Below are 20,258 nucleotides of genomic sequence, written 5' to 3' on the forward strand. Positions count from 1 at the left end.
CTCCAAAAGCGGCAAGGCGCAGAGGCTACTTGTGCACATTGTTTTTGTTCGTGCCTATTCTGGTTAAATAAAGCATTTAAAACAAAGGCAAACAATGAAAATTAGTTGTATTTTTTAGCTAACTTCACATTTGAATACTATACATTGCAAAAAATATTTTTAGTACTTGCTGCGCTGGCATTTTTTATTGTTTCCTGTAAGAAAAAAATCCAGGAACCTGTACCCCCTGAGCCTGACCCGCCGGTAAATGATACGGCTAACCTGAAAAATTACAATAAAGACATAACTATTGTAAACTGGAATATTGAATGGTTCGGTTCATCTACTTTCAACGGCAACCTTGATGTGCAGGAAACCAATGCCGGGAAAATTCTTAAATACCTGAACGCGGATCTGTATGGCATTTGTGAAGTAGTAGACACGGCACGTTTTGGGAGAATGATACGTAATGTGCTGGGTGATGAATACAGGTATGTCATTTCGCCGTATCCTACAGTTGCCCAGAAAATGGCCGTGGTGTACAACAGGCATATTTTCAGGAAGGTAAAAACCCGTGTGTTTTTAGGGCTGAGCTCCTCTGCCAGGGTTAGCTTTGCCTACGGAAGGTTTCCTTTCCAGCTGGATGCTGATGTGGTGGTGAATGGTGCCAGGCACCCGGTGTCTGTATACCTGCTGCATGCCAAGGCGGGCAGTGACCAGAACAGCTACAACAGCAGGTTTAACGGCTCTGATGAAATGAAAGATTCCCTTGACCTTTTAGCGGGGAAAAAGTTTATCATCATCGGTGATTTCAACGATCATCTCAACGGGAGCATTACTTATGGCAAGCCCTCGCCCTACAAGAATTTTATAGATGACCAGGCGCGGTACTTTGGTGTTACTTACGCGCTAAATGTGCCGGGCTACAAGTCTACGATTAACTATGAAAATTCTGTAATTGATCAGCAGGTTGCCAGCTCGCCGTTTGCTATATGGTATGTAAGTTCCTCAGCGAAGATCAGGACCGATGTAAAAACGGTAGTAAGTGATTTTGACAAGCGAAATACTTCCGATCATTATCCGGTGAGTTCGCAATACCGCGTTACCCATTAATCTATGATCTGTGCGCCGCCTTTGCCGAATAATCTCAGTGCTATCTCGGTGCCCGTGCCTGCGGTTTTTGAAAAGAACACATTTTCATTCACTACAACCTGCTTGCCGGCAGCATTGTAGGTGTTGATGCGTGCATGGTATTTATTGCCGCGCTGCTCAAAACGTATCTCTGCTTTGGGAATATTGTCTTTGTCTGTCCACGCAATGTTGGCCTTGCGCAATTCTTTTATTACAGCCCTGATATTTTCATTTTCCTCGCCTGCAATTACCAGTTTCATGGGAATGCGTATGTCTGAGAAAGGTATCAGTTGCGGGTATGTGGTATAAAGCGAGTTGCAGTAATGGTTGTACTCTTCCGTGAAAATTTTGTTTGATTTTATAGCGCCTTCATACAGCCTGCCCATGTACAATTTTTCATACGTAGTATCCAGTGTTACGTTTTGAATAATGGCATTAAAGCTTTGCCTGGCGGTTTTTACCCTGCCGCCCTGCAATTGAAATTTAGCCTCGAAAAGTTTGAAGTACCTGTGTATATTTTCCCGTTTGTCGGTATGCTGGTATTCACGGTATTTTCTTTCGAAGTAGGTGGAGCTGAAATCTTTCAGCAGGTACCACGCCTCATCGTAAGTAGTTGTGGATTCTGAACAAAAAAGGTCGTAGACCATGCGGTCTTTCTCCGGGTTTTTTGTAAGCTGAAATGCTGTATTGTATTCGGTAACATATTTTTCAATCTTCAGCGACAAAATTTTCCACAAGGTTTTAAAAGAATACCACCACCCCCTGTTGGCAAACTTTATCTGCTCTACTTTTTTATCAGTTAACTGCAGCTTCAGCAGGTTGATGGTAAAGTCATATTGCGATTGGGTAAGCGTAGTGCCTATATGCAGTTCTTTAAAGTTGAGGGCTTTCTTTAAAGCTATCTCGCAACTGTCAAGCTGGCCATCATACAGGTAAGAGCGTGCCAGCGCAATATTGTACCAGCCAAAGCCGGGTGTAGAGCCGTTTTCATAGATAATTCTATTGTCCATTTCAATCGCTTCTTTGGTTTTGCCGGAGAATACCAGCAGTTGCGGGAGGAAGTAGAAAGGTTCGCGTAAACTATATCCTTCATCTTTTTCTTCTTTGGCGAGTGAAAAATAATGTTCAGCATCGGCAAAATTCCCTAATTCCAACTGTAGCCCTGCATAGTTGTTTTGCGACATTACCCCGTAATCATTCAGTTGGGAATAATAATACGCACTGCTGTCATAGTTTTTGTTGTAAGAGTGCAGTATGGCAAGGTTGTGGTATATGCGCAGGCGCTCAATGATATTTACATTCTCGCCAAACCATTCATCTGAAAGTTCCTTGTGTTCATCGGCGTAGCGCAGGCCGCTGTAGCAAAGGTCAAAAGCGGCTTTCTCGTTGGCTTCTATGGAATTTTTTAAAAAAGAAAATTGTTTACCTGTTAAAAACCTGTTGCGGTGATACAGCCATGCTTTATGAAAGTATTGGCCGAATGCAAGTTCTTCCAGATTGTCTACTTTAAACTTATACCTGCCGATGTCGTTTAAAATGCGCATGCTTGAGTCCGGCATGTTGATGTTGTCATATGCTCCTATCAGCGCGCCAGTGATCAGCAGCAGATCGTAGAACCTGGTAAAGTTTTTTTGCAGTGAAGAATAGTTGAGGAATACGCGATGAAAGTTTTCATCAAATTCCGTTGTCAGCAGATCATAGGCTTTCCTGAGCGGTATCACCGCATTTTTAAAACCCAGCGCATCTGCACTGCGCTCATGTTTGTACAGGCCTTCCATCATCCAGCCCACGTAGTACGTGCTATCCAGCCTGATAAATTCTTTACCGCGCGGCAGTGCTTCTTCAGACTTCAGGTCCACGCCGTAGCGTTTCGCATCTATCTCGTAGCGGGCATTTTCCTTAGTGCGGCGTTGTGCATATACACAGCAGGCAAGCAGGAGCAGTAATAAGGTAAGGATGCTTCCTCTGAGGCAAAAGATATGTAAAGCCCTTTTTATCATGCATTGATGGAAAGTTTTCCGAGCCTTTCCAACTCTATTTCCAGGAATTTATCAGACAATATTTTTGAAAGCTCCTTGCTCCTGTAGATGATTCTGTGGTTCAGCACATAGCTTGATATTTGCTGCAGGTCGTCTTCATTTACAAAATCCCTTCCTTTGATCATAGCATACGCTTTCAGGCATTTGATCAGCGTGATACCGCTACGTGTGGATGCGCCTAAAACAATGTCGGGGTTGTTCCTGGTAGCCACGATCATGTTTTTTACACTCCTTACAATTTCAGGATGTATAAAAATGTTTTTTGCATACTCCTGGAGTTGGAGTATTTCGTTCATGGTAAGTACTTCATCCACGTGCGCCTGGCTTTCCTCAATAGCAAGATATTCGTTGTAAATGCTTAGCTCAGTTTCTTCATCTACATAGCCGAAATGAATTTTCATAAAAAACCGGTCAAGCTGTGCGGTTGGCAAAGGGTAGGTGCCTTCCATCTCCACGGGGTTTTGTGTGGCGATGGTGAAAAACATTTTTTCCAGCGGGAAAGTCATATCCCCGATCGTAATCTGGTTTTCGGCCATACACTCCAGCAAGGCAGACTGTACCTTCGGCGATGCGCGGTTTATCTCATCTGCCAGCAGTACATTGCAAAACAGCGGGCCTTTTTTAAAGATAAACTCCTTGGTCTGGTCATTAAAAATATAGGAGCCTATCAGGTCCATCGGCAGCAGGTCGGGTGTAAATTGTATGCGTTTAAAATCTGCTGCATGGTGGTCTGCACCGGTAATGCTTCTGGCAAGAGTTTTAGATAATATGGTTTTGCCGGTTCCCGGGTTGTCTTCAATAAGAATGTGGCCTTTGGCAAACAGGGTGGTCAGAATCAGTTCTGTTTGCAGCCTGTTGCCCTTGATAGCTTTTTCAATGTTTCTTATGAGCTTTTTAATTTTTTCCTGGGTATCCTGTATATTAAACTCTGGTGTATTGTTCTGCATAATATCAGTTATTTTTTACAAAATAGTGCGTAGTGGAATATAGGTTTAAAAAATGTAGCAAGCGTGTCTTAAAAGGAATATTTTTCCTGATTCTTTTCATAAAATCTTTAAAATGCTGCTGTGCAAATACTTTTTCTTCATCTGATAATCCCGACTTACTGTATTTATTTTTTTGATAGACAGCAGTAAAGCGAGCAAATGATGTTCCAAATTTATCGTCTATGTTTTCTGCAAATTGCAACGGGCTGATTTTGTTTCTGTAAAAGCCCAGTTGGTTCAGGTAATAGTTAATAGCCCTGTTTTGATTGTGCAGGCTTTTGCCGGCTGTAGCCATAAAATACAACCAGGTGATATAAGGCAATGCTGCCAGGAACAATAGCAGGAACAGCATGCTGAAAAGGGCATAAGATAACACTTTCAGCCAGTTAAATGTTTCTTGCGGAGCTTCTTCTGCAGGTTTTTTTTCCTCTTCAGTGCTTTGTTCTATCACTTTTATTTCGTCCACGGGGGTTAATGCGGGCAGTTCCTGCACTATGGCGTGGAAATTCTTATTACCGGTATCTAATTTTTTAAAATCTTCATGATAGGAAACGGCAGTTACATGCATGCCGGGCTTCAGCAGTTGCAGTGCAATGGTTCCGGTATCTGCAGACAAGGTAGCCGTAGAAATATCTGCAAGCAGGGAATGGCTTTCGCCTTCATAATTTTTATCTTTTACAATGATCCGTGATACTTCCAGCTCCGCCTGTTTGCTGAGCGTATCAATAGATTTTATATTCCCGTCTGCAATGAATGTGGCGTCCGGCAGGCCGATGGGTGGTGTGCCATCAGGCTGTGAGGATTGCGTAGCCGATGTATTGGGAATAGTAGTATCGAAGTCTATCCATCCGTAGTTCGGGAAAAATACCTGCACCCATGCATGCGCCTGATCTTCGTAAAACCAATACCAACCCTGGTTTTTACTGCTTCTGTCAACTGTTAAAAATCCTGCTGCAATCCGCGAAGGAATGCCCAAGGCACGCAGGAGCAATAAGGTGCTTCCTGCAAAGTAAGAGCAGTAGCCTTTACGGTTATCGAGCAAAAAATAAGTGAGCTTATTGGCGCTCGGGATGCCCGGCACACCGGGATTGTCTGAATATTTAAAGAGCGGCTGCCCGAATTCATCAAGACTTAAGAAATAATTCCTGATGGCCAGCATTTTTTCGGCATTGGTTCTTGCATTTGCCTGTATGGCTATCTGGTTGGCAAGCGCTACTATTTTTTCATAGCTGCCTTTAGTTGGCATGGTTGTGTAATAATCAAGGAAATTTTTATCTATGCCGGTATAGTTGGTGTCGGTATGCAGGATATTGAATCTTCTCTGCTGGAATGCTTCTGCATTTTCATCGCCCGCAGGGTTGTAAACAAAGTAAGCGCTGTTGAGTTCGCTCACCCACATTTTAGCGGTATAGGCGCTTTTGAACTGCTCCTTGTAATCTTTGGGTATAGAAATGGGCTGGCAATAAAAAGCAGTTGCAGGCGCAATGTATTCATCCGGTGAGAGAATAGCTTTGTACACATTGGTTGTTACTACCTTTCTTCCAAGGGATGACATCCCGTTCCTGATAACTCCGCTATCGGTATCAATAAAATACAAGGGTATTTTAGAAGGATCCGGTTTGTACAGATCATTCAAAGGCATGTTTTTATCTATTTCAAAAGTCTGTGTAAGCGTATCAAATTTTGTGTAATAAAGCGAAGTAAAGTATAGCGGATTGGGTATGCCGTCTTCCAGGAAATTATCCAGGTATGCAACAAACACCAGTCTTTTTCCTTTGCTCAAGTTGCCTGCAAGCTGCGTGCTTTCTTTATTTTCAATGGTGCCGTCCTTGTTTTGCCTGGTCATGTTCTCAGTATCTTTTTTCTTTTCATTGTACTGAGGTTGTGCCTTCTGCCATTCTTTTTCTATTCTTGTAAATTCATCATTAAAGAAATAGATCAACGGTACAAAAATCAACAGGAACAGGAAAAAAAAGCTGATCACTTTCCTGATAATGGTCCAGGTGTAGCGGGATTGCTGATCGTCTGTATTCTTGATGAGTTCGGTAATATAGATGATATAAAAACAATAAAAGATAGAAGGCAGGAAATTGGTAAGAATGTTCTGCACGCTGATATTGTCTGTGCGGCTGATCACATAGATCTGTGTAGCGAGCAAAAGTATTACCCAGGTGATGGTAAAGCCGTTCCAACGGCTGAAGCCGTAACCTACTAACCATCCCAGGCTGAAAAGGAATGAGAACGATATGAATTGTATGGAGCTGGAGAAAATGTCAAAATCCTTAAAAGAAATATTGCCCAGTATCATAAATGCAAGGGCATAAATGATCAATAGCAGTATAAAGGTTGTGCTGATGCGAAAATTACGCGCATAAAAAATGATGGATAAGATAATGCCTGCGGCAAAATAAACACCCTGGATAATATAGTCATTCTCCAGCAGGTCAAAAAAAGCATTAAAGTTGTAGAGCACCAGGAAGATGAGTGCAATGGTCGGTAATGCATACAGCAACAGTTGCAGAATCACAGCGCGTTTAGTATGTACTCTTTCCAGTCTCATCTTAATCTTTAGTACCCAGTATTGATTTTATTTTCTTTTCGTTGTCCAGTATCCTGTTTTTCAATGGCGACAATGCCCATTGTGTTTTATATTTTGATGTTTTGTTCTTATCTCCTTTCACAAAAATAAACTCCAGCCAATCCAGGGCTTTCTGTGTCTGCAGCGCTTCGCTAAGCGGCACAAAGATAAATATGGTATCTCTATCAGCCTTCGCCATGATCTCTTCAATTACATGTGCATTGTTCAGCGAGCTGATGATCACGATAGAAGGATGGCTGTCATGCAGGTAGCTTTTTAAATTGGTGTGTTTCTGCCAGTCGCTCACGCTGATCAGGTGTTTGAGCTTGGCATCGCTGTCTATATCGGAAGAAAGGATATATTTATCACTTTGGTCTGAAATGAATCGAACGTTTGGATTAAATTTTTTCAATTCTGTATAAATGCTCCATACCATAGTTTTGTAATGGTTCAGAAATGGTACCTGCACGGTTTCATTGTTGCTGATGTCAAAGCCCGCAAAGAAAGAAGCGAATAAATATATGTGCGAGGAGTAGGGGTCCACGCCTTCCGGCGTTCTTACCACCAGTTCCTTGTTTTTGGCATAGATCTTCCATACAATGCGGCGTATATCATCGTTTTCAAAGGTTTTATAATTCATATATTCGCCTTCTACTTTTTTGATCACATCAATCCTGCTGATAATATTTTCCGTTTTTTTGGGAGAAACTTTCTGCACTTCCACATCCAGATTTTTAGGCACGGAACTAAACCGCTCAAAAGTATCCAGGTATAAAGCAAAGGAAAAAAACTGGAAAATATCTTCTACGAAAACAATGGCTTTATCAATCTTATATTCTTTTATTTCGGGCAGGTCCCATTTATAATTTCCTTTCAACGAGGTATTTAGCAACGGCCGTTCTTTTTCCAGTTCTGTAAGCTGGAATTTCGGCGAATACTCCTCTTCATTGTAGATAAGCCTGAATTTGATAAAGCCAAACAGCGGCCGCAACACCGGCTTAAGTTCTATTTCAAGATAATTATCATATTTAACGGAAGAACGTATTTTAAAAACCACCTCGTTGCGTTTCTTTTGTATGAGCAGGTATATCCACGATATGAGTGCAGTAATGAAGGCAAAGCCAAGTATCATGAAACCGAATACCACTGTCACTTTGAGCAATAATGTAAATATCTCGAAAACAGGCGTATCAGGTATCAGCGGCTTGCTTTTAAGCCAGCCGTAAGCCAGGAAAGAACCGAAGGCAAAAAGCAAAAAGTAAGGTGTGAACGGAAACAAGAATGCTATTTGCGGCAGTAGTTTTGTGATATTTGCTTTTCTTTGCATAATGGATTGATGCAAAATTATTTAAACTAATTGTCTTATTAAAAAAAATCATTCGGCTTGCAGTACTTTCTGCTTGTTTATTCACCAATCCTTGTTTTCTTTGCAAAGTATGAGCCAAGAAATGATACATTACAGCAAGTGTCCGGCCTGTGCGAGCCATGATATACGCTATGTTTTAAGCGCAAAAGACTACACGGTAAGCAAGGAAATATACGAAATTTGGGAATGTAAAGCTTGCACCCTGCGCTTTACGCAACATGTACCGAATGCCGCTAACATCGGCAGGTATTACAAAGCCGAGCAGTATGTGTCTCATACAGATACCCGTAAAGGCCTTATCAATAAACTGTATCATTTGGTGCGCGAGCGCACACTGAAACAAAAGCTGCGGCTGATCCGTAAGGAATCTGCACTGAAGAAAGGATCTCTGCTGGACATTGGCGCGGGCACAGGCGCTTTCGCCTCCCGGGCAGCAAGGGCAGGCTGGCAGGTTACCGGGCTGGAGCCTGATGCAGACGCGAGGGTTGTAGCCAAAGACAAGTTTGGCATCACATTGCAAGCTTCAGAAGAGTTGTACGCTCTTCCGCCGGAGAGCATGGATGTGATCAGCATGTGGCATGTGCTGGAACATGTACATGACCTGCATGGCTACATGCAGGGATTGCAAAAGATCTTAAAGCAGCGCGGTGTACTGGTGATAGCGGTACCTAATTACACCAGCTACGATGCTGAAACTTACCGGGAGCTTTGGGCGGCGTATGACGTGCCCAGGCATCTCTACCATTTCTCGCCATTGAGCATAAAGCAACTGATGAGCGCTTATCAAATGGAAGTAGTAAAAACTTACCCCATGAAGTACGACAGCTATTATGTAAGCATGCTGAGTGAGAAGTACAAGCGAGGGTACGACAGCTTCCTGGATGCATTCCGGATGGGGCTGAAATCAAATGCTATGGCCAAAGGTGATCCGGAAAAGTTCAGTTCTGTTATTTATATCATCAGGAGAAAACCGTAGACTGCTATTCGGTCCCGGATGGTTTTCTATTGCTAAAGGCGGGACGTTTTGCAGAAAGTCATCTGTAAATACGGATGCCGTGCACTGCGGCAAAAAGTGAAGGGTGATGATGTCATCTAGCTTTTTACGCCGTATTTCATGAATCCTGCATAACAAATGCTTTCCCGTACTCTTTTTCATCAAAGCCAAGTGCAATTATTTCACCGTCTTTTTCTACCAGCGGCCTTTTGATCAGCGATGTCTTTTCCGTTAACAGTTCCAATACTTTTTGTTGGTCTGAAACAGACGATTTGGTTGCATCGTCAAGCAAGCGCCAGGTAGTACCTTTCCGGTTGATGAGGTTTTCGTAACCGGTCTGGCCTGCCCATGCTCTTAATTTCTGTTTGCCTATGCCGCTTTTTTTATAATCGTGGAACGTATATTCAATGCCGTTGCTGTCTAAGAAAGCCAGTGCTTTCTTCACAGTATTACAATTCCTGATGCCGTAAACAGTTACCATACTTATTGTTTATTTAATTGCCGTTTATACATCTGCACCGTATTTTCCAGGCCGTAGTAAAGAGCATCGGATATCAATGCATGTCCGATAGAAACTTCATCCAGGAAAGGGATGCACTGGTTAAAATAGCAAAGGTTCTCCAAGTCAAGGTCATGGCCTGCATTTAGCCCTAAACCTATATTCTGTGCGGTTTCCGCAGCTTTGATGTATGCTTTTACTGCCTTTTCTTTATCCTTTCCGAAATTTTTTGCATAGCTTTCTGTATACAGCTCCACGCGGTCTGTACCTGTATCTTTGGCATGCTTTACCATTTCCTCATCGGGATCTACAAAAATGCTTACACGAATGCCCGCTTCTTTAAACAGGTTTACCATCTCCGTAAGATATGCTTTGTGTTCAATAGTGTTCCAGCCGTGGTTGCTGGTTATCTGGTTGAGCGCATCAGGTACCAGCGTTACCTGGGCAGGCTTTGTTTCCAGTACAAGCTCTACGAACTTTTGCTCGCGGCAATTCCCTTCAATGTTCAGTTCTACGTGTAAATTTTGTTTAAGTTCACGCACGTCGTTGTATCGGATATGGCGTTCATCCGGCCGGGGATGAACAGTTATGCCATCGGCGCCAAATCTTTCTATGTCTAAAGCTGCTTGGAGCACATTGGGGATGTTTCCCCCGCGGCTGTTGCGCAAAGTGGCTATCTTATTGATGTTTACGCTAAGTGTAGTCATGTTTTTTCAAATAATTACTGCAAAGATAAATTTTTGAAAAGATTTATATGTAATTTGGAAGTCAGAAACCATACAGGCTTATGTTTGAACAGATAAAAAATTATATCAATAAATGCGAAGTATTTTCAGAAGAAGAAATTTTATTTTTCCAGCAAAGCCTTTCCAGGCATGTAGTGCCTAAAAAAACGTTGCTGCTGCGCGATGGTGAAGTATGCCATGCAGAGATATTTGTACTGAAAGGTTGCCTTAAATCTTATTTTATTGATGATAACGGTTTCGAGGTAATACTTACTTTTGCCGTGGAAAACTGGTGGGCCAGTGATATGAAAAGCTTTACGGAACGCGTGCCCAGCAATATGTTCATAGAAACCATTGAAGATAGCGAACTGCTGTACCTTACCTATGAAAAGAAGGAAACATTGCTGGCAAAATATCCGCGCTTTGAGCGGGTGTTCAGGTTAATGGTACAGAGGCACCTGGTTACGTACCAGGAGAGGCTTTTTAAAAATATTTCTGCACCTGCCAAGACGCGATACCTGGATTTTATTGAAAAATACCCGGATTTACCGCAAAGAGTGCCGCAGCATCTTATTGCTTCGTACATTGGTATTTCGCCGGAGTTTTTAAGTAAAATTCGTAAAGAGCTGGCTGCTACAGGACGCTACATTTCTTAATCTGGTTCAATGGAAAGGGTAGCCGGTTGCCTTAATTTTGTGTTTTAAACAAAAAAAAGGAGCATTACATTATGGCACAAACAATATTACATAAAGCAAATGAAAGAGGCAGCCGGGATCATGGCTGGCTGAAGACAAAATATTCCTTCAGCTTTTCTGATTATTACGATCCTCAAAAAATACATTTCGGTGCATTGAGAGTGTTGAATGAAGATATTATTGCCGCAGGCATGGGCTTCGGCACACACCCGCATGACAATATGGAGATCATTACCATACCTTTGGAAGGCGCACTGGCACATAAAGACAGCATGGGCAATGCCAGTATCATCCGGCATGGGGAGATCCAGGTAATGAGTGCAGGCAGCGGCATCACCCACAGTGAGTTTAATGCCAATGAAGATGCTACGGTTAAGCTGCTGCAGATATGGGTGTTTCCTGATAAAAAGAATGTAACACCACGCTACGGCCAGCTTGAAATAGACCTTGCACAAATGCACAACAACCTGTTGCAACTTGTTTCCCCCTACCCGGAAGATGAGGGTTTATGGATACACCAGCATGCATGGTTCTTTATGGGCAGGTTTGATGAACATGTTGAGAAAGAATATGCTTTCAGGAAGCAGGGCAACGGCGTTTATGTTTTCGTGATCAACGGCTCATTCACGGTAAATGGCGTGAATCTTGATGATAGGGACGCATTGGGCCTCTGGGATACAAATAAGATTTCAATACAAACCAATAAGGCAGATTCGCAGATTTTGCTGATGGAAGTGCCGATGGAATTTGACTAAGTAAACAATAAATAAAGTATAAAATAAGCATGAGAAAAATTGTGGCTTTTGCCGGAAGTAACAGTAAAAAATCAATTAACAGGAAACTGATAGATTATGTTGTAAAAAACGTAGAAGGTTATGAAACAGAAGTGCTGGACCTGAACGATTATGAAATGCCGATATTCAGTCTGGAAAGAGAGCAGGAGTTAGGTAAGCATGAGCTTGCACAAAAGTTCATAGACAGGCTGTCTACCGCTGATATTATTATCGCATCATTAGCAGAATACAACGGTTCCTATACATCGGCTTTTAAAAATGTTTTAGACTGGTGTTCGCGCATTAAAAAAGAAGTGTTTGCCCACAAGCCAATGCTGTTGATGTGTGCCACAACCAGTGCTGGCGGCGGTAAAAGCGTTTTGGACGCGGCCAAACTCCGCTTTACCATTATGAGCGCAGACATACAAGAGGTTTTCTCGCTGCCGTCGTACAAACTTACATTTGATGAAGTGGCTGATGAAATTAGCGATGAAACAAAGAAGAAGGAGCTGATGAAAATTATAGAAAAAGTTTTTGGATGATATGCATGTCCTGGTGATTACACAGCAAAGCGCAGAAGACCTGCCTGTAATACATGTACACGATGTGGAAGCGGCAATTGAGAAATTGTATGCCTCTACATTTGATATTGTGATCATAGGCAATGATGTACGTAAAGCAGATGAAAATAAATTCAGGAAGATCCTGTCCATGCAGAACTATGAGATTTTGGTGGTAAACCAGCAGGCAGAGCCCTTAAAGTTCACGCTGGCGCAATCAAAATTTATGCTGAACAATTACAGGCATGCAAAGGGAGGCGTTTCATTCAATGATGCTCATGATAAAATTCCATAATTACCTGAAAGATTTTTTGCACCTGGTATACCCTGAAGTGTGTATGGGATGCGGTTCCGACGAGGTCTCCGGCGAGCAGCTGCTGTGTGCACAATGCTTTCACAGCCTTCCTGCCACGGGTTTCTTTGGCATGGAAGATAATCCTGTTGCCCAGAAATTTTACGGCCGGGAGAAAATAGTACATGCTGCCAGCGCCTACTTTTACAGCAAAGATTCCCTGATACAAAGATTGCTGGCTGCTCTGAAATATAAGCAAGACAAGCATTGCGGCAGATACCTGGGGAGTTTATTGCTCAATCAAATGCTGCAATCGGAGTGGCTGGCCGATATTGACCTGCTGATACCTCTGCCATTAAGCAAAGAAAGAAAGTTTCAGCGGGGCTACAACCAGTCAACCCTGCTTGCAGAGCCAATGAGCCAAAAAACGGGCGTGCCCATTGATGAAGAGGTGGTGGTAAGAACAGTGAATACAGAAACCCAAACCCACAAAAGCCGAGAAGAACGCTGGAATTCCATGCAAAACATCTTCCGGGTTACAGATGCAGACAAGCTAAAAGACAAACATGTACTAGTAATTGACGATGTGCTGACCACAGGCGCCACCATGGAAGTTTTGTGCAATACCATTTTGCGTGTACCGCGTGTACAGGTAAGCGTAGCTACTTTTGCCTGTGCTATGTGATTTTGACCTTGTACTATGTAACACACACAATATATATGATGGATACCGCCATAATTTAAGTAGCAGTGCTATTCAAGTTGAATAATATTTTATTCTCCTACTTTATTTTTGTTTTCTTATTTTTGATTGTCAGGCTGCGGTATTGCGGCCATTCATAAAAAACTATTCTACTATGAAGATCAAAATTATATCCATATTTTCCTCTGCCTTGCTGTTTTTATTCACAGGCTGTGCGCAGGGTAAGCAAAAGCATGCACCTAAAGAACTTATCAATGATACTACGCCTTCGATCCACCGTTTTAGCGTAGAATCACTTTCCGGTGAAACCATTGATTTTTCCCAATACAAAGGAAAATATATACTGGTGGTAAACACCGCTTCCAAATGTGGTTTTACGCCGCAATATAAAGACCTGGAAGAAATGTATAAAACTTATGGAGACAAGCTTGTGGTGGTTGGCTTCCCTTCAGATAATTTTGCCGGCCAGGAGTTTGGCAGCAATGCAGAGATTGCCAGCTTCTGCGAAAAAAACTATGGTGTTACTTTCCCCCTTACGATCAAGGTTGATGTGAAAGGCAACAATACCACACCGGTTTATCAGTTCCTTACCCAAAAGTCTCAAAACGGCGTGCTTGATGCAGAGATCAAATGGAATTTCAATAAATTCCTGCTGGATAAAGAAGGCAGGCTGCTTGCCTATTTCCCCAGTAAAGTGAAACCAAATGATCCTGAAGTTTTAAAATATATTCAATAGCCATGCGGTTTTCAGAAGTTGTAGGCCAGCAGGAAGTCAAAAACCGCCTGCTTGACATGGTTGCGCAGAACCGGCTGAGCCATGCTTTATTGTTTTTAGGAAAAGAGGGTAGCGGTGCCTTGCAGTTAGCCATAGCATTTGCGCAGTACATTACCTGTGAAAAAATTCAACAGCAGTCACAACCGGATGCCGGCGCATCATTGTTTGGCGACCCGGAACCTGCACAGGCTGTATCTCCGGAAGATGCATGCGGTGTATGCGCTGCCTGTATCAAGTCGCAGCAGCTGATCCATCCCGACATTCATTTCTCATTCCCCGTGATCCCTAAGAAAAGCGGTGATAAGCCACTCAGCAGCGAGTACATCAAAGATTTCCGGGAATTTATTACCAACTTTCCTTATGGCAATGTATTTGACTGGCTGCAGTCCATCGGCGCAGAAAATAAACAGGGTAATATCACTGCCGAAGAGTGTAATGACATCATCAGGAAGCTGAGCTTAAAAAGCTTTGAAAGCGAATATAAGATCCTTATTGTATGGATGCCTGAATACCTGCGCAAGGAAGGCAATAAGCTGCTGAAGCTGATAGAAGAGCCTCCTGCCAAAACACTGTTTATTCTTGTGGCAGAAAATGAAGACCAGATACTGCCCACCATTTTAAGCCGTTGCCAGCTTATAAAAATACCGGCTTTAAAAACGGAAACTATTTCTGCAGCATTGCAGCAAAACGGGCTGGAGCCACAAAAAGCCCTGCAGTTGGCAAGCCTGTCTGAAGGCAATTACCGCAAGGCTATTGAGTTGCTCAATAATGCCGATGATGATTGGGAAGAACTGCTGCGCAACTGGCTGAATGTGACTTTGCAGAATTTGCCGGCTAAACAAATCGACTGGATAGAAGAGGTAAATAAGCTGGGCCGTGAAAAGCAGAAGAAATTCCTGCACTATTTTTCCCACCTGCTGGAGCAAAGCCTCAGGCTGAGCGTGCTGGGCGCAGCAAACGTGCTGATGCCGGATAATGAAAAAGATTTTGTGCTGCGTCTTAATAAAATTGCTTCGTTTGGACAGCAGGAAGTGATCTCCAAAGAGCTGGATAATGCTATTTATTACATTGAGCGCAATGCCAATGCAAAGATGCTCTTCCATGCACTTACGATCAAGCTGAAATATATAATTAAAAATAAAACATTAATTTTGGCAGAATAACCCGCAGGGTAAGCGTTGCGGATAAGGATCCGGGTTGTATTTAATTTTTAATTTTTTTAATCTCTGTTATAAAGATGGGTTGTGGAAATTGTGGCACAGGAAGTGTAAAAGGATGTAAAAGTAATGGCGGATGTAGTACAGGAAGCTGCAACAGGCTGAATGTACACGACTGGCTTTTAAATATGCCAATGGCAGACACTTCTGCTGCCTGCGATATTGTAGAAGTGAGCTTTAAGAACGGCTCGCGAAAAGACTTTTTCAAAAACAGGACGCTGCATTTTTTTGAGAAAGGAGACTACGTTACGCTGGAAGGCGTCAGCGGCTACGATGTAGGCGAGGTGAGCCTTACAGGCGAGTTGGTGCGATTGCAAATGAAGAAAAAAGGTGTATCCGAAACGAGCGCTGACATGAAGAGTATTCTCCGCAAAAGTTCTGACAGGGATATAGAAGCCTACCATGCAAGCAAGGCGCGGGAGGCAGGCATGCTGATGCGTTCGCGTGAGGTAGCCCGTGATCTCAGGCTCAATATGAAGCTTTCTGAAATTGAGCTGCAAGCCGATGGTAAAAAGGCTACCTTCTTTTATTCTGCGGAAGACCGGGTGGATTTCCGCGAAATGATCCGCATATTTGCAGCAGAGTTCAGGGTAAAAGTAGAGATGCGCCAGATAGGCATACGGCAGGAAGCCGGAAAAGTTGGCGGCCTCGGAAGCTGCGGCCGGGAATTGTGTTGCAGTACCTGGCTTACCGACTTCAAGAGCGTGAACACAACGGCTGCACGTTATCAGAACCTGAGCATTAACCAGACAAAACTTAGCGGGCAGTGTGGAAGGCTGAAATGCTGCCTTAACTATGAATTAGATACCTACCTCGATGCTTTGCAGCATTTTCCTACCAATGCAGAAAGCCTGGAAGTGCAGCGAGGCAGGGCCATCCTGGTAAAAAAAGATATTTTCAGAGACCTGATGTGGTACACATTGCCAGACAGCAGCAAGCAATACCCGCTGACGATTGACCGTGTAAAAGAAATACAACAACAAAACAAAAAAGGCGAAAAGCCGGAAAGCTTGCAACCCATTGAACTTGAGGGAAAACTTAAAGACGTGGAACCCTCATTTGTAGATGTGGTAGGTCAGATCACGCTGAAGTCGCTCGAAAGGCCCGACAGGAATAAAAATAAAAAACACAAACAGAAGAATAAAAGCAATGCAGGCAACCGCAACGAAGCCAGAAGCAATGATAGCAATAATACTAATAAAAGCAATAACAGTAATAGTAATAACAGCAACAAAAACAATAACAGGCAGGCTGCAGTCAATAACCAGCAACAACGCAACAACGGAAGAAACAATTTTAAACAAAAGAAAAACAATCCGCCCACCAAAAACTAATTATTATGGCAAAAACATTCGATAAAGGAGTCGTGCTGAATTTTGATGCACTGGTAGATTATTCTGCCGACGGAGTTGTAAGCAAGCAGGTATTAAAAAACGATGCAGGCAATATTACCTTATTTTCTTTTGATAAAGAACAAGGCCTTACTGAACATACTTCTCCCTATGATGCCTTGGTTTCAGTGATCGACGGGGTGGCAGAAATAGCTATAAAAGACGAGAAGCATCTTGTGAAAGCAGGTGAATCCATTATACTTCCGGCCAATATACCACATGCGTTGCTGGCAATAGAAAAATTTAAAATGCTGCTTACCATGATCAAAGGATAGCGATAGCAGTATTAATAAAAAACCGGTTGACAGTATTTGCCAACCGGTTTTTTTTATCTGTATCCACTTTATTTATTCAGCACGTTAATTTCGTACAACACATCGTTTGTTTTGCGTACTGCATCGGCAGCCTCATTAAACTTAGCTTTTTCGTCTTCAGTTAATTCTACTTCCACAATTTTCTCTACGCCGTTTTTACCAATGATCGCAGGCACGCCAAAGCAGATATCGCTGAGGCCGTACTCACCGTCAAGCATCAGCGAGCAGGGAACCATTTTCTTTTGATCAGCCAGGATGGAGTGTACCAGTACACTTACTGCAGCCCCGGGAGCATACCAGGCGGAAGTGCCTAAAAGTTTGGTAAGTGTAGCACCGCCAATTTTAGTTTCTTCAATTACATAACTTTGTTTTTCCTCGTCAATAAAATTTACAACAGGTACACCGTTCCTGGTGGCTTTGCTCATTAAAGGCACCATTCCCGTATCTGAGTGTGCGCCTATTACCATGCCGTCAATATCGGAAGCAGGGCATTCCAAAGCTTCTGCCAGCCTGTATTTAAAGCGAGCGCTATCCAACGCGCCGCCCATACCTATGATCCTGTTTTTAGGTAAGCCAGATGCTTTATGAGACAGGTAAGTCATGGTATCCATCGGGTTGCTTACTACTATAATAATAGCCTCGGGAGAGTGCTCTAAAATTTTTGTGGTCACGTCTTTTACAATGCCTGCATTTATACCAATCAGATCTTCTCTTGTCATGCCTGGTTTGCGGGGAACACCCGAAGTAATAACAGCTACTTTAGAACCGGCTGTTTTACTATAATCATTGGTTACGCCTGTTATTCTTGTATCGAAACCGTTTAGGGAGGCGGTTTGCATCAAATCCATAGCTTTACCTTCTGCAAAACCTTCTTTGATATCAATTAATACAACTTCAGAGGCGAAGTTCTTAATTGCAATATATTCTGCACAACTGGCACCTACGTTTCCGGCGCCTACAACTGTTACTTTTGACATAAAATTTTTAGTTTTAAGATTTCAAATATGATGAGGTCTATCCGTTCAAAGTTAATAAAATCCGCTTGTAACCGGCTCTAAAATATGTGTAAAATCTGCAATAATGACAAAAGTCATATTTTGTAGAAATGCAATAGTATTAATGCTTGCATTACAATAAAATAATTCAACGGAAAGAGATTAATTATCACCTGAAAGCATCAAAACTATCCTTTACCTCATTCCAGAATGTATCGAGGGCTATGATGCGCGATTTCAAAAAGGAGATCACGGCAGGCCAATCATCTTTACGGTAAAGGCTTACATTTTTCAGTTCAATGTATATCCTGCTGTAAGGCTTCCCGAAACCATCAATAGCTTGTTCTTCCCAAACCCATTCTTCCTGGAGCGCCTCATCTAATATGTTTTTGAGCCGGGTAAATTGCAGAAACAGCAGAGACCTCAGGGATGCATCCGGGTGCATTATATGGATGCCCGCGTAGGCATACTTTCTTTCAAATTGCGTTCTGAAAAATACATGTTTAATACCTGTGCTGTAGTTGATCCAGTTTTGAGTAATGCCTTCAGCCGAAAGTACAGGCGCCATATAGCGGCCGTAACTGGTCCAGAACTCTTTTTTGATCTGTGCTGCTTCTTCTTTGCTGTACAAAATGTGGTGCTTTAGTTCCCGTAAAAATAGCTATTACCCATTAAAGAGCATAAAAAAAGAGCTTCCGTGAAACTCTTTGATTTAAAATGGTTATTTATTTTTTCTTAGGTTCTTTACATAGTCAGGAATTATTTTTCCCACTATCAGCCATAGGAAAAAGTATACCGTAAACCCTATCAGCGCGCACAGTACATAACCTATAATGCTGGCGGGCTGTATAATCAAAAAAGTCAGTGCCAGTGATAATAGCGGCAGTGTAACCATTAGCAGTTGATATATTTTTTTAGTTCTGTTCATGTTAGTTGTTTAAATTCTTTAAAACTAAGATTATGCCAAACCGCCGCAAGGTAATGAAGAAATAATTAAAATTTAGTATTTTAAATGTATGTATTAATTATATAATGCATAATATTTTCATTTACATATATCATTAGATAAGTTTGAAATGTGTAGTATAAAAAACTTTGCATGTTATTTGTGGCTATAGTTATAGTCAACAAAAATATAGATTATGAACAACAGAGGAAAGCTGGACTTAATGGACAAGATTTTGCGTCAACTGGATGATTTAAAGAACAGCCAGACTTCGGTGCTGAAGAAAGTTGCGCAAATAGAGGTAGATAATATTGAGCTTGGCAATAAACTGCTGGAAGAAAAGATCCCTGATGTATTTGCCGAAATGGACGATGCTGTAGAAAAGATGGATGCCTTGTTCCAGGAGTTTACGGAAGTGCGGGATAAATTTGCCAAAGACAATAAATTAGAAGAGCCGGATTCTGCCGGATAAGCTTCGTTCACAAGCACTCTGGAAGTATGGAGTGCTTGTTTAATTTTTCAAAGCTATCTCTATAAACGGAGCAACTTCTTCAATCCGGTTTGCTATTTTTACTATTTTTCCCCGGGTATTTACCAGTATGTGCGTAGGATAAGATTGTATATGAAGCCGATTTTGCAAATAATCTTCCTGCTCAGGAACTACTTTGTATTTAAATTCATTGGTAGCCAGAAACTTTTTTAAATCTTCTCTTTTATCTAAGGCAATACTGATGAAAAGTATGTCTGTTCGGTTGCTGTATTGATCAGCCAGTTTATTGAGTTCAGGAAATTCTTTTACACAAGCCGTGCATTTGATAAACCAGGCCTTCAGTAATATTGCTTTTCCTTTGGTATTGTTGGTTGTGAAATGATTGTTGTCTATATCTGTAAAACTGAAAGAAGGCAGATCAGTTCCTTCCTGCTGATAATTATTTAAAGCATCTTTCGCCATTTGACGCATAGTGGCTATAATCATTTGATCATCAATATTTTTTTCTACAAGTTTATAAACAGGCGGAATATCATCGTTTTTTAATTTGATGGCAACAAAATTCCCGGTTTGCATTGTTGTTAAGAAATCCGGTTTTGATATTTGTACAGAATCACTGTTCAAAGCAATAAAATCGCTTGTAAGCAGTATATTATAATAGGTATAATTATACCAGCTGCTGAAATCTTTCAGGATACTGTCAGTATCAGTAAATACAGCTTGTGCCTGTGGTGGCTTTAAGGCATAATGCTGTTCGCCTGTACTATTACAGGCAATCAATATGGCAAACAAAAAATAGTGAACTGCTTT

The 20,258-nt window shown here is 42.0% G+C and carries 22 protein-coding genes; 12 read left to right on the forward strand and 10 right to left on the reverse strand.

Going from position 1 to position 20,258, the window contains the following annotated elements:
• Positions 1-144 precede the first annotated feature (144 nt).
• On the forward strand, positions 145-1,092 hold the full coding sequence (locus tag OD355_RS10390; RefSeq protein ID WP_263038409.1) for an endonuclease/exonuclease/phosphatase family protein: 948 nt from the start codon (positions 145-147) through the stop codon (positions 1,090-1,092).
• On the opposite strand, the gene OD355_RS10395 is transcribed toward OD355_RS10390, so the two are convergent.
• From OD355_RS10395 to OD355_RS10410, 4 genes are read right to left on the reverse strand one after another with little or no spacing between them, the layout of a single operon-like run.
• Positions 1,089-3,110: a hypothetical protein gene (locus OD355_RS10395; RefSeq protein WP_263038410.1), complete on the reverse strand. Its 2,022-nt coding sequence runs from the start codon at positions 3,108-3,110 to the stop codon at positions 1,089-1,091. The two genes, OD355_RS10390 and OD355_RS10395, sit on opposite strands and share 4 nt — an antisense overlap.
• Entirely contained in the window at positions 3,107-4,096 is a 990-nt protein-coding gene (locus OD355_RS10400) for an AAA family ATPase (RefSeq protein WP_263038411.1), read from the reverse strand. Before OD355_RS10400 ends, OD355_RS10395 begins: the two co-directional genes overlap by 4 nt.
• Positions 4,097-4,100: 4 nt before the next feature.
• Positions 4,101-6,695 (reverse strand): transglutaminase-like domain-containing protein, encoded by a 2,595-nt coding sequence (locus tag OD355_RS10405; protein ID WP_263038412.1) that lies wholly within the window; start codon positions 6,693-6,695, stop codon positions 4,101-4,103.
• A gap of 1 nt (position 6,696) precedes the next feature.
• Positions 6,697-8,040 carry a DUF58 domain-containing protein gene (locus tag OD355_RS10410; protein WP_263038413.1) on the reverse strand — a complete coding sequence of 448 codons (1,344 nt, stop codon included), beginning with the start codon at positions 8,038-8,040 and terminating at the stop codon, positions 6,697-6,699.
• A gap of 121 nt (positions 8,041-8,161) precedes the next feature.
• Here OD355_RS10410 and OD355_RS10415 point away from each other — a divergent pair, with 121 nt between their 5' ends.
• Positions 8,162-9,055, forward strand: coding sequence for a class I SAM-dependent methyltransferase (locus OD355_RS10415; protein WP_263038414.1), 894 nt, complete (start codon positions 8,162-8,164; stop codon positions 9,053-9,055).
• Between the two features lie 136 nt (positions 9,056-9,191).
• On the opposite strand, the gene OD355_RS10420 is transcribed toward OD355_RS10415, so the two are convergent.
• Together OD355_RS10420 and OD355_RS10425 are read right to left on the reverse strand one after the other, a co-directional pair.
• A complete protein-coding gene (locus OD355_RS10420; RefSeq protein ID WP_263038415.1) occupies positions 9,192-9,554 on the reverse strand; it encodes an ArsC family reductase in 363 nt (120 codons plus the stop codon).
• A 2-nt stretch (positions 9,555-9,556) separates the two neighbouring features.
• Positions 9,557-10,279, reverse strand: a complete 723-nt coding sequence (locus tag OD355_RS10425; RefSeq protein WP_263038416.1) for a pyridoxine 5'-phosphate synthase — start codon at positions 10,277-10,279, stop codon at positions 9,557-9,559.
• 80 nt (positions 10,280-10,359) lie between these two features.
• Between OD355_RS10425 and OD355_RS10430 the strand changes: the two genes are divergently transcribed.
• The 9 genes from OD355_RS10430 to OD355_RS10470 all read left to right on the forward strand — a co-directional run bounded on the left by OD355_RS10430 (position 10,360) and on the right by OD355_RS10470 (position 16,978).
• Positions 10,360-10,953 (forward strand): Crp/Fnr family transcriptional regulator, encoded by a 594-nt coding sequence (locus tag OD355_RS10430; protein ID WP_263038417.1) that lies wholly within the window; start codon positions 10,360-10,362, stop codon positions 10,951-10,953.
• 71 nt (positions 10,954-11,024) lie between these two features.
• Entirely contained in the window at positions 11,025-11,747 is a 723-nt protein-coding gene (locus OD355_RS10435; protein WP_263038418.1) for a pirin family protein, read from the forward strand.
• A 29-nt stretch (positions 11,748-11,776) separates the two neighbouring features.
• Positions 11,777-12,307: an NADPH-dependent FMN reductase gene (locus OD355_RS10440; RefSeq protein ID WP_263038419.1), complete on the forward strand. Its 531-nt coding sequence runs from the start codon at positions 11,777-11,779 to the stop codon at positions 12,305-12,307.
• On the forward strand, positions 12,300-12,620 hold the full coding sequence (locus OD355_RS10445; protein ID WP_263038420.1) for a hypothetical protein: 321 nt from the start codon (positions 12,300-12,302) through the stop codon (positions 12,618-12,620). The genes OD355_RS10440 and OD355_RS10445 overlap by 8 nt, the downstream gene beginning before the upstream one ends.
• Positions 12,604-13,302: a ComF family protein gene (locus OD355_RS10450; RefSeq protein ID WP_263038421.1), complete on the forward strand. Its 699-nt coding sequence runs from the start codon at positions 12,604-12,606 to the stop codon at positions 13,300-13,302. Before OD355_RS10445 ends, OD355_RS10450 begins: the two co-directional genes overlap by 17 nt.
• Positions 13,303-13,474: 172 nt before the next feature.
• Positions 13,475-14,056 carry a glutathione peroxidase gene (locus OD355_RS10455; RefSeq protein ID WP_263038422.1) on the forward strand — a complete coding sequence of 194 codons (582 nt, stop codon included), beginning with the start codon at positions 13,475-13,477 and terminating at the stop codon, positions 14,054-14,056.
• A gap of 2 nt (positions 14,057-14,058) precedes the next feature.
• Positions 14,059-15,258 carry a DNA polymerase III subunit gene (locus tag OD355_RS10460; RefSeq protein ID WP_263038423.1) on the forward strand — a complete coding sequence of 400 codons (1,200 nt, stop codon included), beginning with the start codon at positions 14,059-14,061 and terminating at the stop codon, positions 15,256-15,258.
• A gap of 74 nt (positions 15,259-15,332) precedes the next feature.
• Complete coding sequence (locus tag OD355_RS10465) at positions 15,333-16,646, forward strand: PSP1 domain-containing protein (protein WP_263038424.1); 1,314 nt, start codon at positions 15,333-15,335, stop codon at positions 16,644-16,646.
• Between the two features lie 5 nt (positions 16,647-16,651).
• Positions 16,652-16,978, forward strand: a complete 327-nt coding sequence (locus OD355_RS10470) for a cupin domain-containing protein (protein WP_263038425.1) — start codon at positions 16,652-16,654, stop codon at positions 16,976-16,978.
• Positions 16,979-17,046: 68 nt separating this feature from the next.
• Here the strand turns inward: OD355_RS10470 and mdh are convergent, their stop codons facing one another.
• The 3 genes from mdh to OD355_RS10485 form a co-directional block, all read right to left on the reverse strand.
• Complete coding sequence (gene mdh / locus OD355_RS10475; RefSeq protein WP_263038426.1) at positions 17,047-17,994, reverse strand: malate dehydrogenase; 948 nt, start codon at positions 17,992-17,994, stop codon at positions 17,047-17,049.
• 187 nt (positions 17,995-18,181) lie between these two features.
• Positions 18,182-18,643, reverse strand: coding sequence for a DUF4268 domain-containing protein (locus tag OD355_RS10480; RefSeq protein ID WP_263038427.1), 462 nt, complete (start codon positions 18,641-18,643; stop codon positions 18,182-18,184).
• Between the two features lie 90 nt (positions 18,644-18,733).
• Positions 18,734-18,940 (reverse strand): hypothetical protein, encoded by a 207-nt coding sequence (locus OD355_RS10485; protein ID WP_263038428.1) that lies wholly within the window; start codon positions 18,938-18,940, stop codon positions 18,734-18,736.
• A gap of 214 nt (positions 18,941-19,154) precedes the next feature.
• Here OD355_RS10485 and OD355_RS10490 point away from each other — a divergent pair, with 214 nt between their 5' ends.
• A complete protein-coding gene (locus OD355_RS10490; RefSeq protein WP_263038429.1) occupies positions 19,155-19,430 on the forward strand; it encodes a hypothetical protein in 276 nt (91 codons plus the stop codon).
• Between the two features lie 39 nt (positions 19,431-19,469).
• Here OD355_RS10490 and OD355_RS10495 read toward each other — a convergent pair.
• The coding region (locus OD355_RS10495; protein ID WP_263038430.1) for a TlpA family protein disulfide reductase at positions 19,470-20,258 on the reverse strand (789 nt) is incomplete at its 5' end.

The sequence above is a fragment of the Haoranjiania flava genome, from assembly GCF_025631005.1.
Lineage (GTDB): Bacteria > Bacteroidota > Bacteroidia > Chitinophagales > Chitinophagaceae > Haoranjiania > Haoranjiania flava.

What these genes read in the sequence shown, in the direction of transcription:
- OD355_RS10395 (WP_263038410.1), bottom strand. Translation starts at nt 3,110, where the DNA reads ATGATAAAAAGGGCTTTACATATCTTTTGCCTCAGAGGAAGCATCCTT.
- OD355_RS10400 (WP_263038411.1), bottom strand. Translation starts at nt 4,096, where the DNA reads ATGCAGAACAATACACCAGAGTTTAATATACAGGATACCCAGGAAAAA.
- OD355_RS10405 (WP_263038412.1), bottom strand. Translation starts at nt 6,695, where the DNA reads ATGAGACTGGAAAGAGTACATACTAAACGCGCTGTGATTCTGCAACTG.
- OD355_RS10410 (WP_263038413.1), bottom strand. Translation starts at nt 8,040, where the DNA reads ATGCAAAGAAAAGCAAATATCACAAAACTACTGCCGCAAATAGCATTC.
- OD355_RS10415 (WP_263038414.1), top strand. Translation starts at nt 8,162, where the DNA reads ATGATACATTACAGCAAGTGTCCGGCCTGTGCGAGCCATGATATACGC.
- OD355_RS10420 (WP_263038415.1), bottom strand. Translation starts at nt 9,554, where the DNA reads ATGGTAACTGTTTACGGCATCAGGAATTGTAATACTGTGAAGAAAGCA.
- OD355_RS10425 (WP_263038416.1), bottom strand. Translation starts at nt 10,279, where the DNA reads ATGACTACACTTAGCGTAAACATCAATAAGATAGCCACTTTGCGCAAC.
- OD355_RS10430 (WP_263038417.1), top strand. Translation starts at nt 10,360, where the DNA reads ATGTTTGAACAGATAAAAAATTATATCAATAAATGCGAAGTATTTTCA.
- OD355_RS10435 (WP_263038418.1), top strand. Translation starts at nt 11,025, where the DNA reads ATGGCACAAACAATATTACATAAAGCAAATGAAAGAGGCAGCCGGGAT.
- OD355_RS10440 (WP_263038419.1), top strand. Translation starts at nt 11,777, where the DNA reads ATGAGAAAAATTGTGGCTTTTGCCGGAAGTAACAGTAAAAAATCAATT.
- OD355_RS10450 (WP_263038421.1), top strand. Translation starts at nt 12,604, where the DNA reads ATGATAAAATTCCATAATTACCTGAAAGATTTTTTGCACCTGGTATAC.
- OD355_RS10455 (WP_263038422.1), top strand. Translation starts at nt 13,475, where the DNA reads ATGAAGATCAAAATTATATCCATATTTTCCTCTGCCTTGCTGTTTTTA.
- OD355_RS10460 (WP_263038423.1), top strand. Translation starts at nt 14,059, where the DNA reads ATGCGGTTTTCAGAAGTTGTAGGCCAGCAGGAAGTCAAAAACCGCCTG.
- OD355_RS10465 (WP_263038424.1), top strand. Translation starts at nt 15,333, where the DNA reads ATGGGTTGTGGAAATTGTGGCACAGGAAGTGTAAAAGGATGTAAAAGT.
- OD355_RS10470 (WP_263038425.1), top strand. Translation starts at nt 16,652, where the DNA reads ATGGCAAAAACATTCGATAAAGGAGTCGTGCTGAATTTTGATGCACTG.
- mdh (WP_263038426.1), bottom strand. Translation starts at nt 17,994, where the DNA reads ATGTCAAAAGTAACAGTTGTAGGCGCCGGAAACGTAGGTGCCAGTTGT.
- OD355_RS10485 (WP_263038428.1), bottom strand. Translation starts at nt 18,940, where the DNA reads ATGAACAGAACTAAAAAAATATATCAACTGCTAATGGTTACACTGCCG.
- OD355_RS10490 (WP_263038429.1), top strand. Translation starts at nt 19,155, where the DNA reads ATGAACAACAGAGGAAAGCTGGACTTAATGGACAAGATTTTGCGTCAA.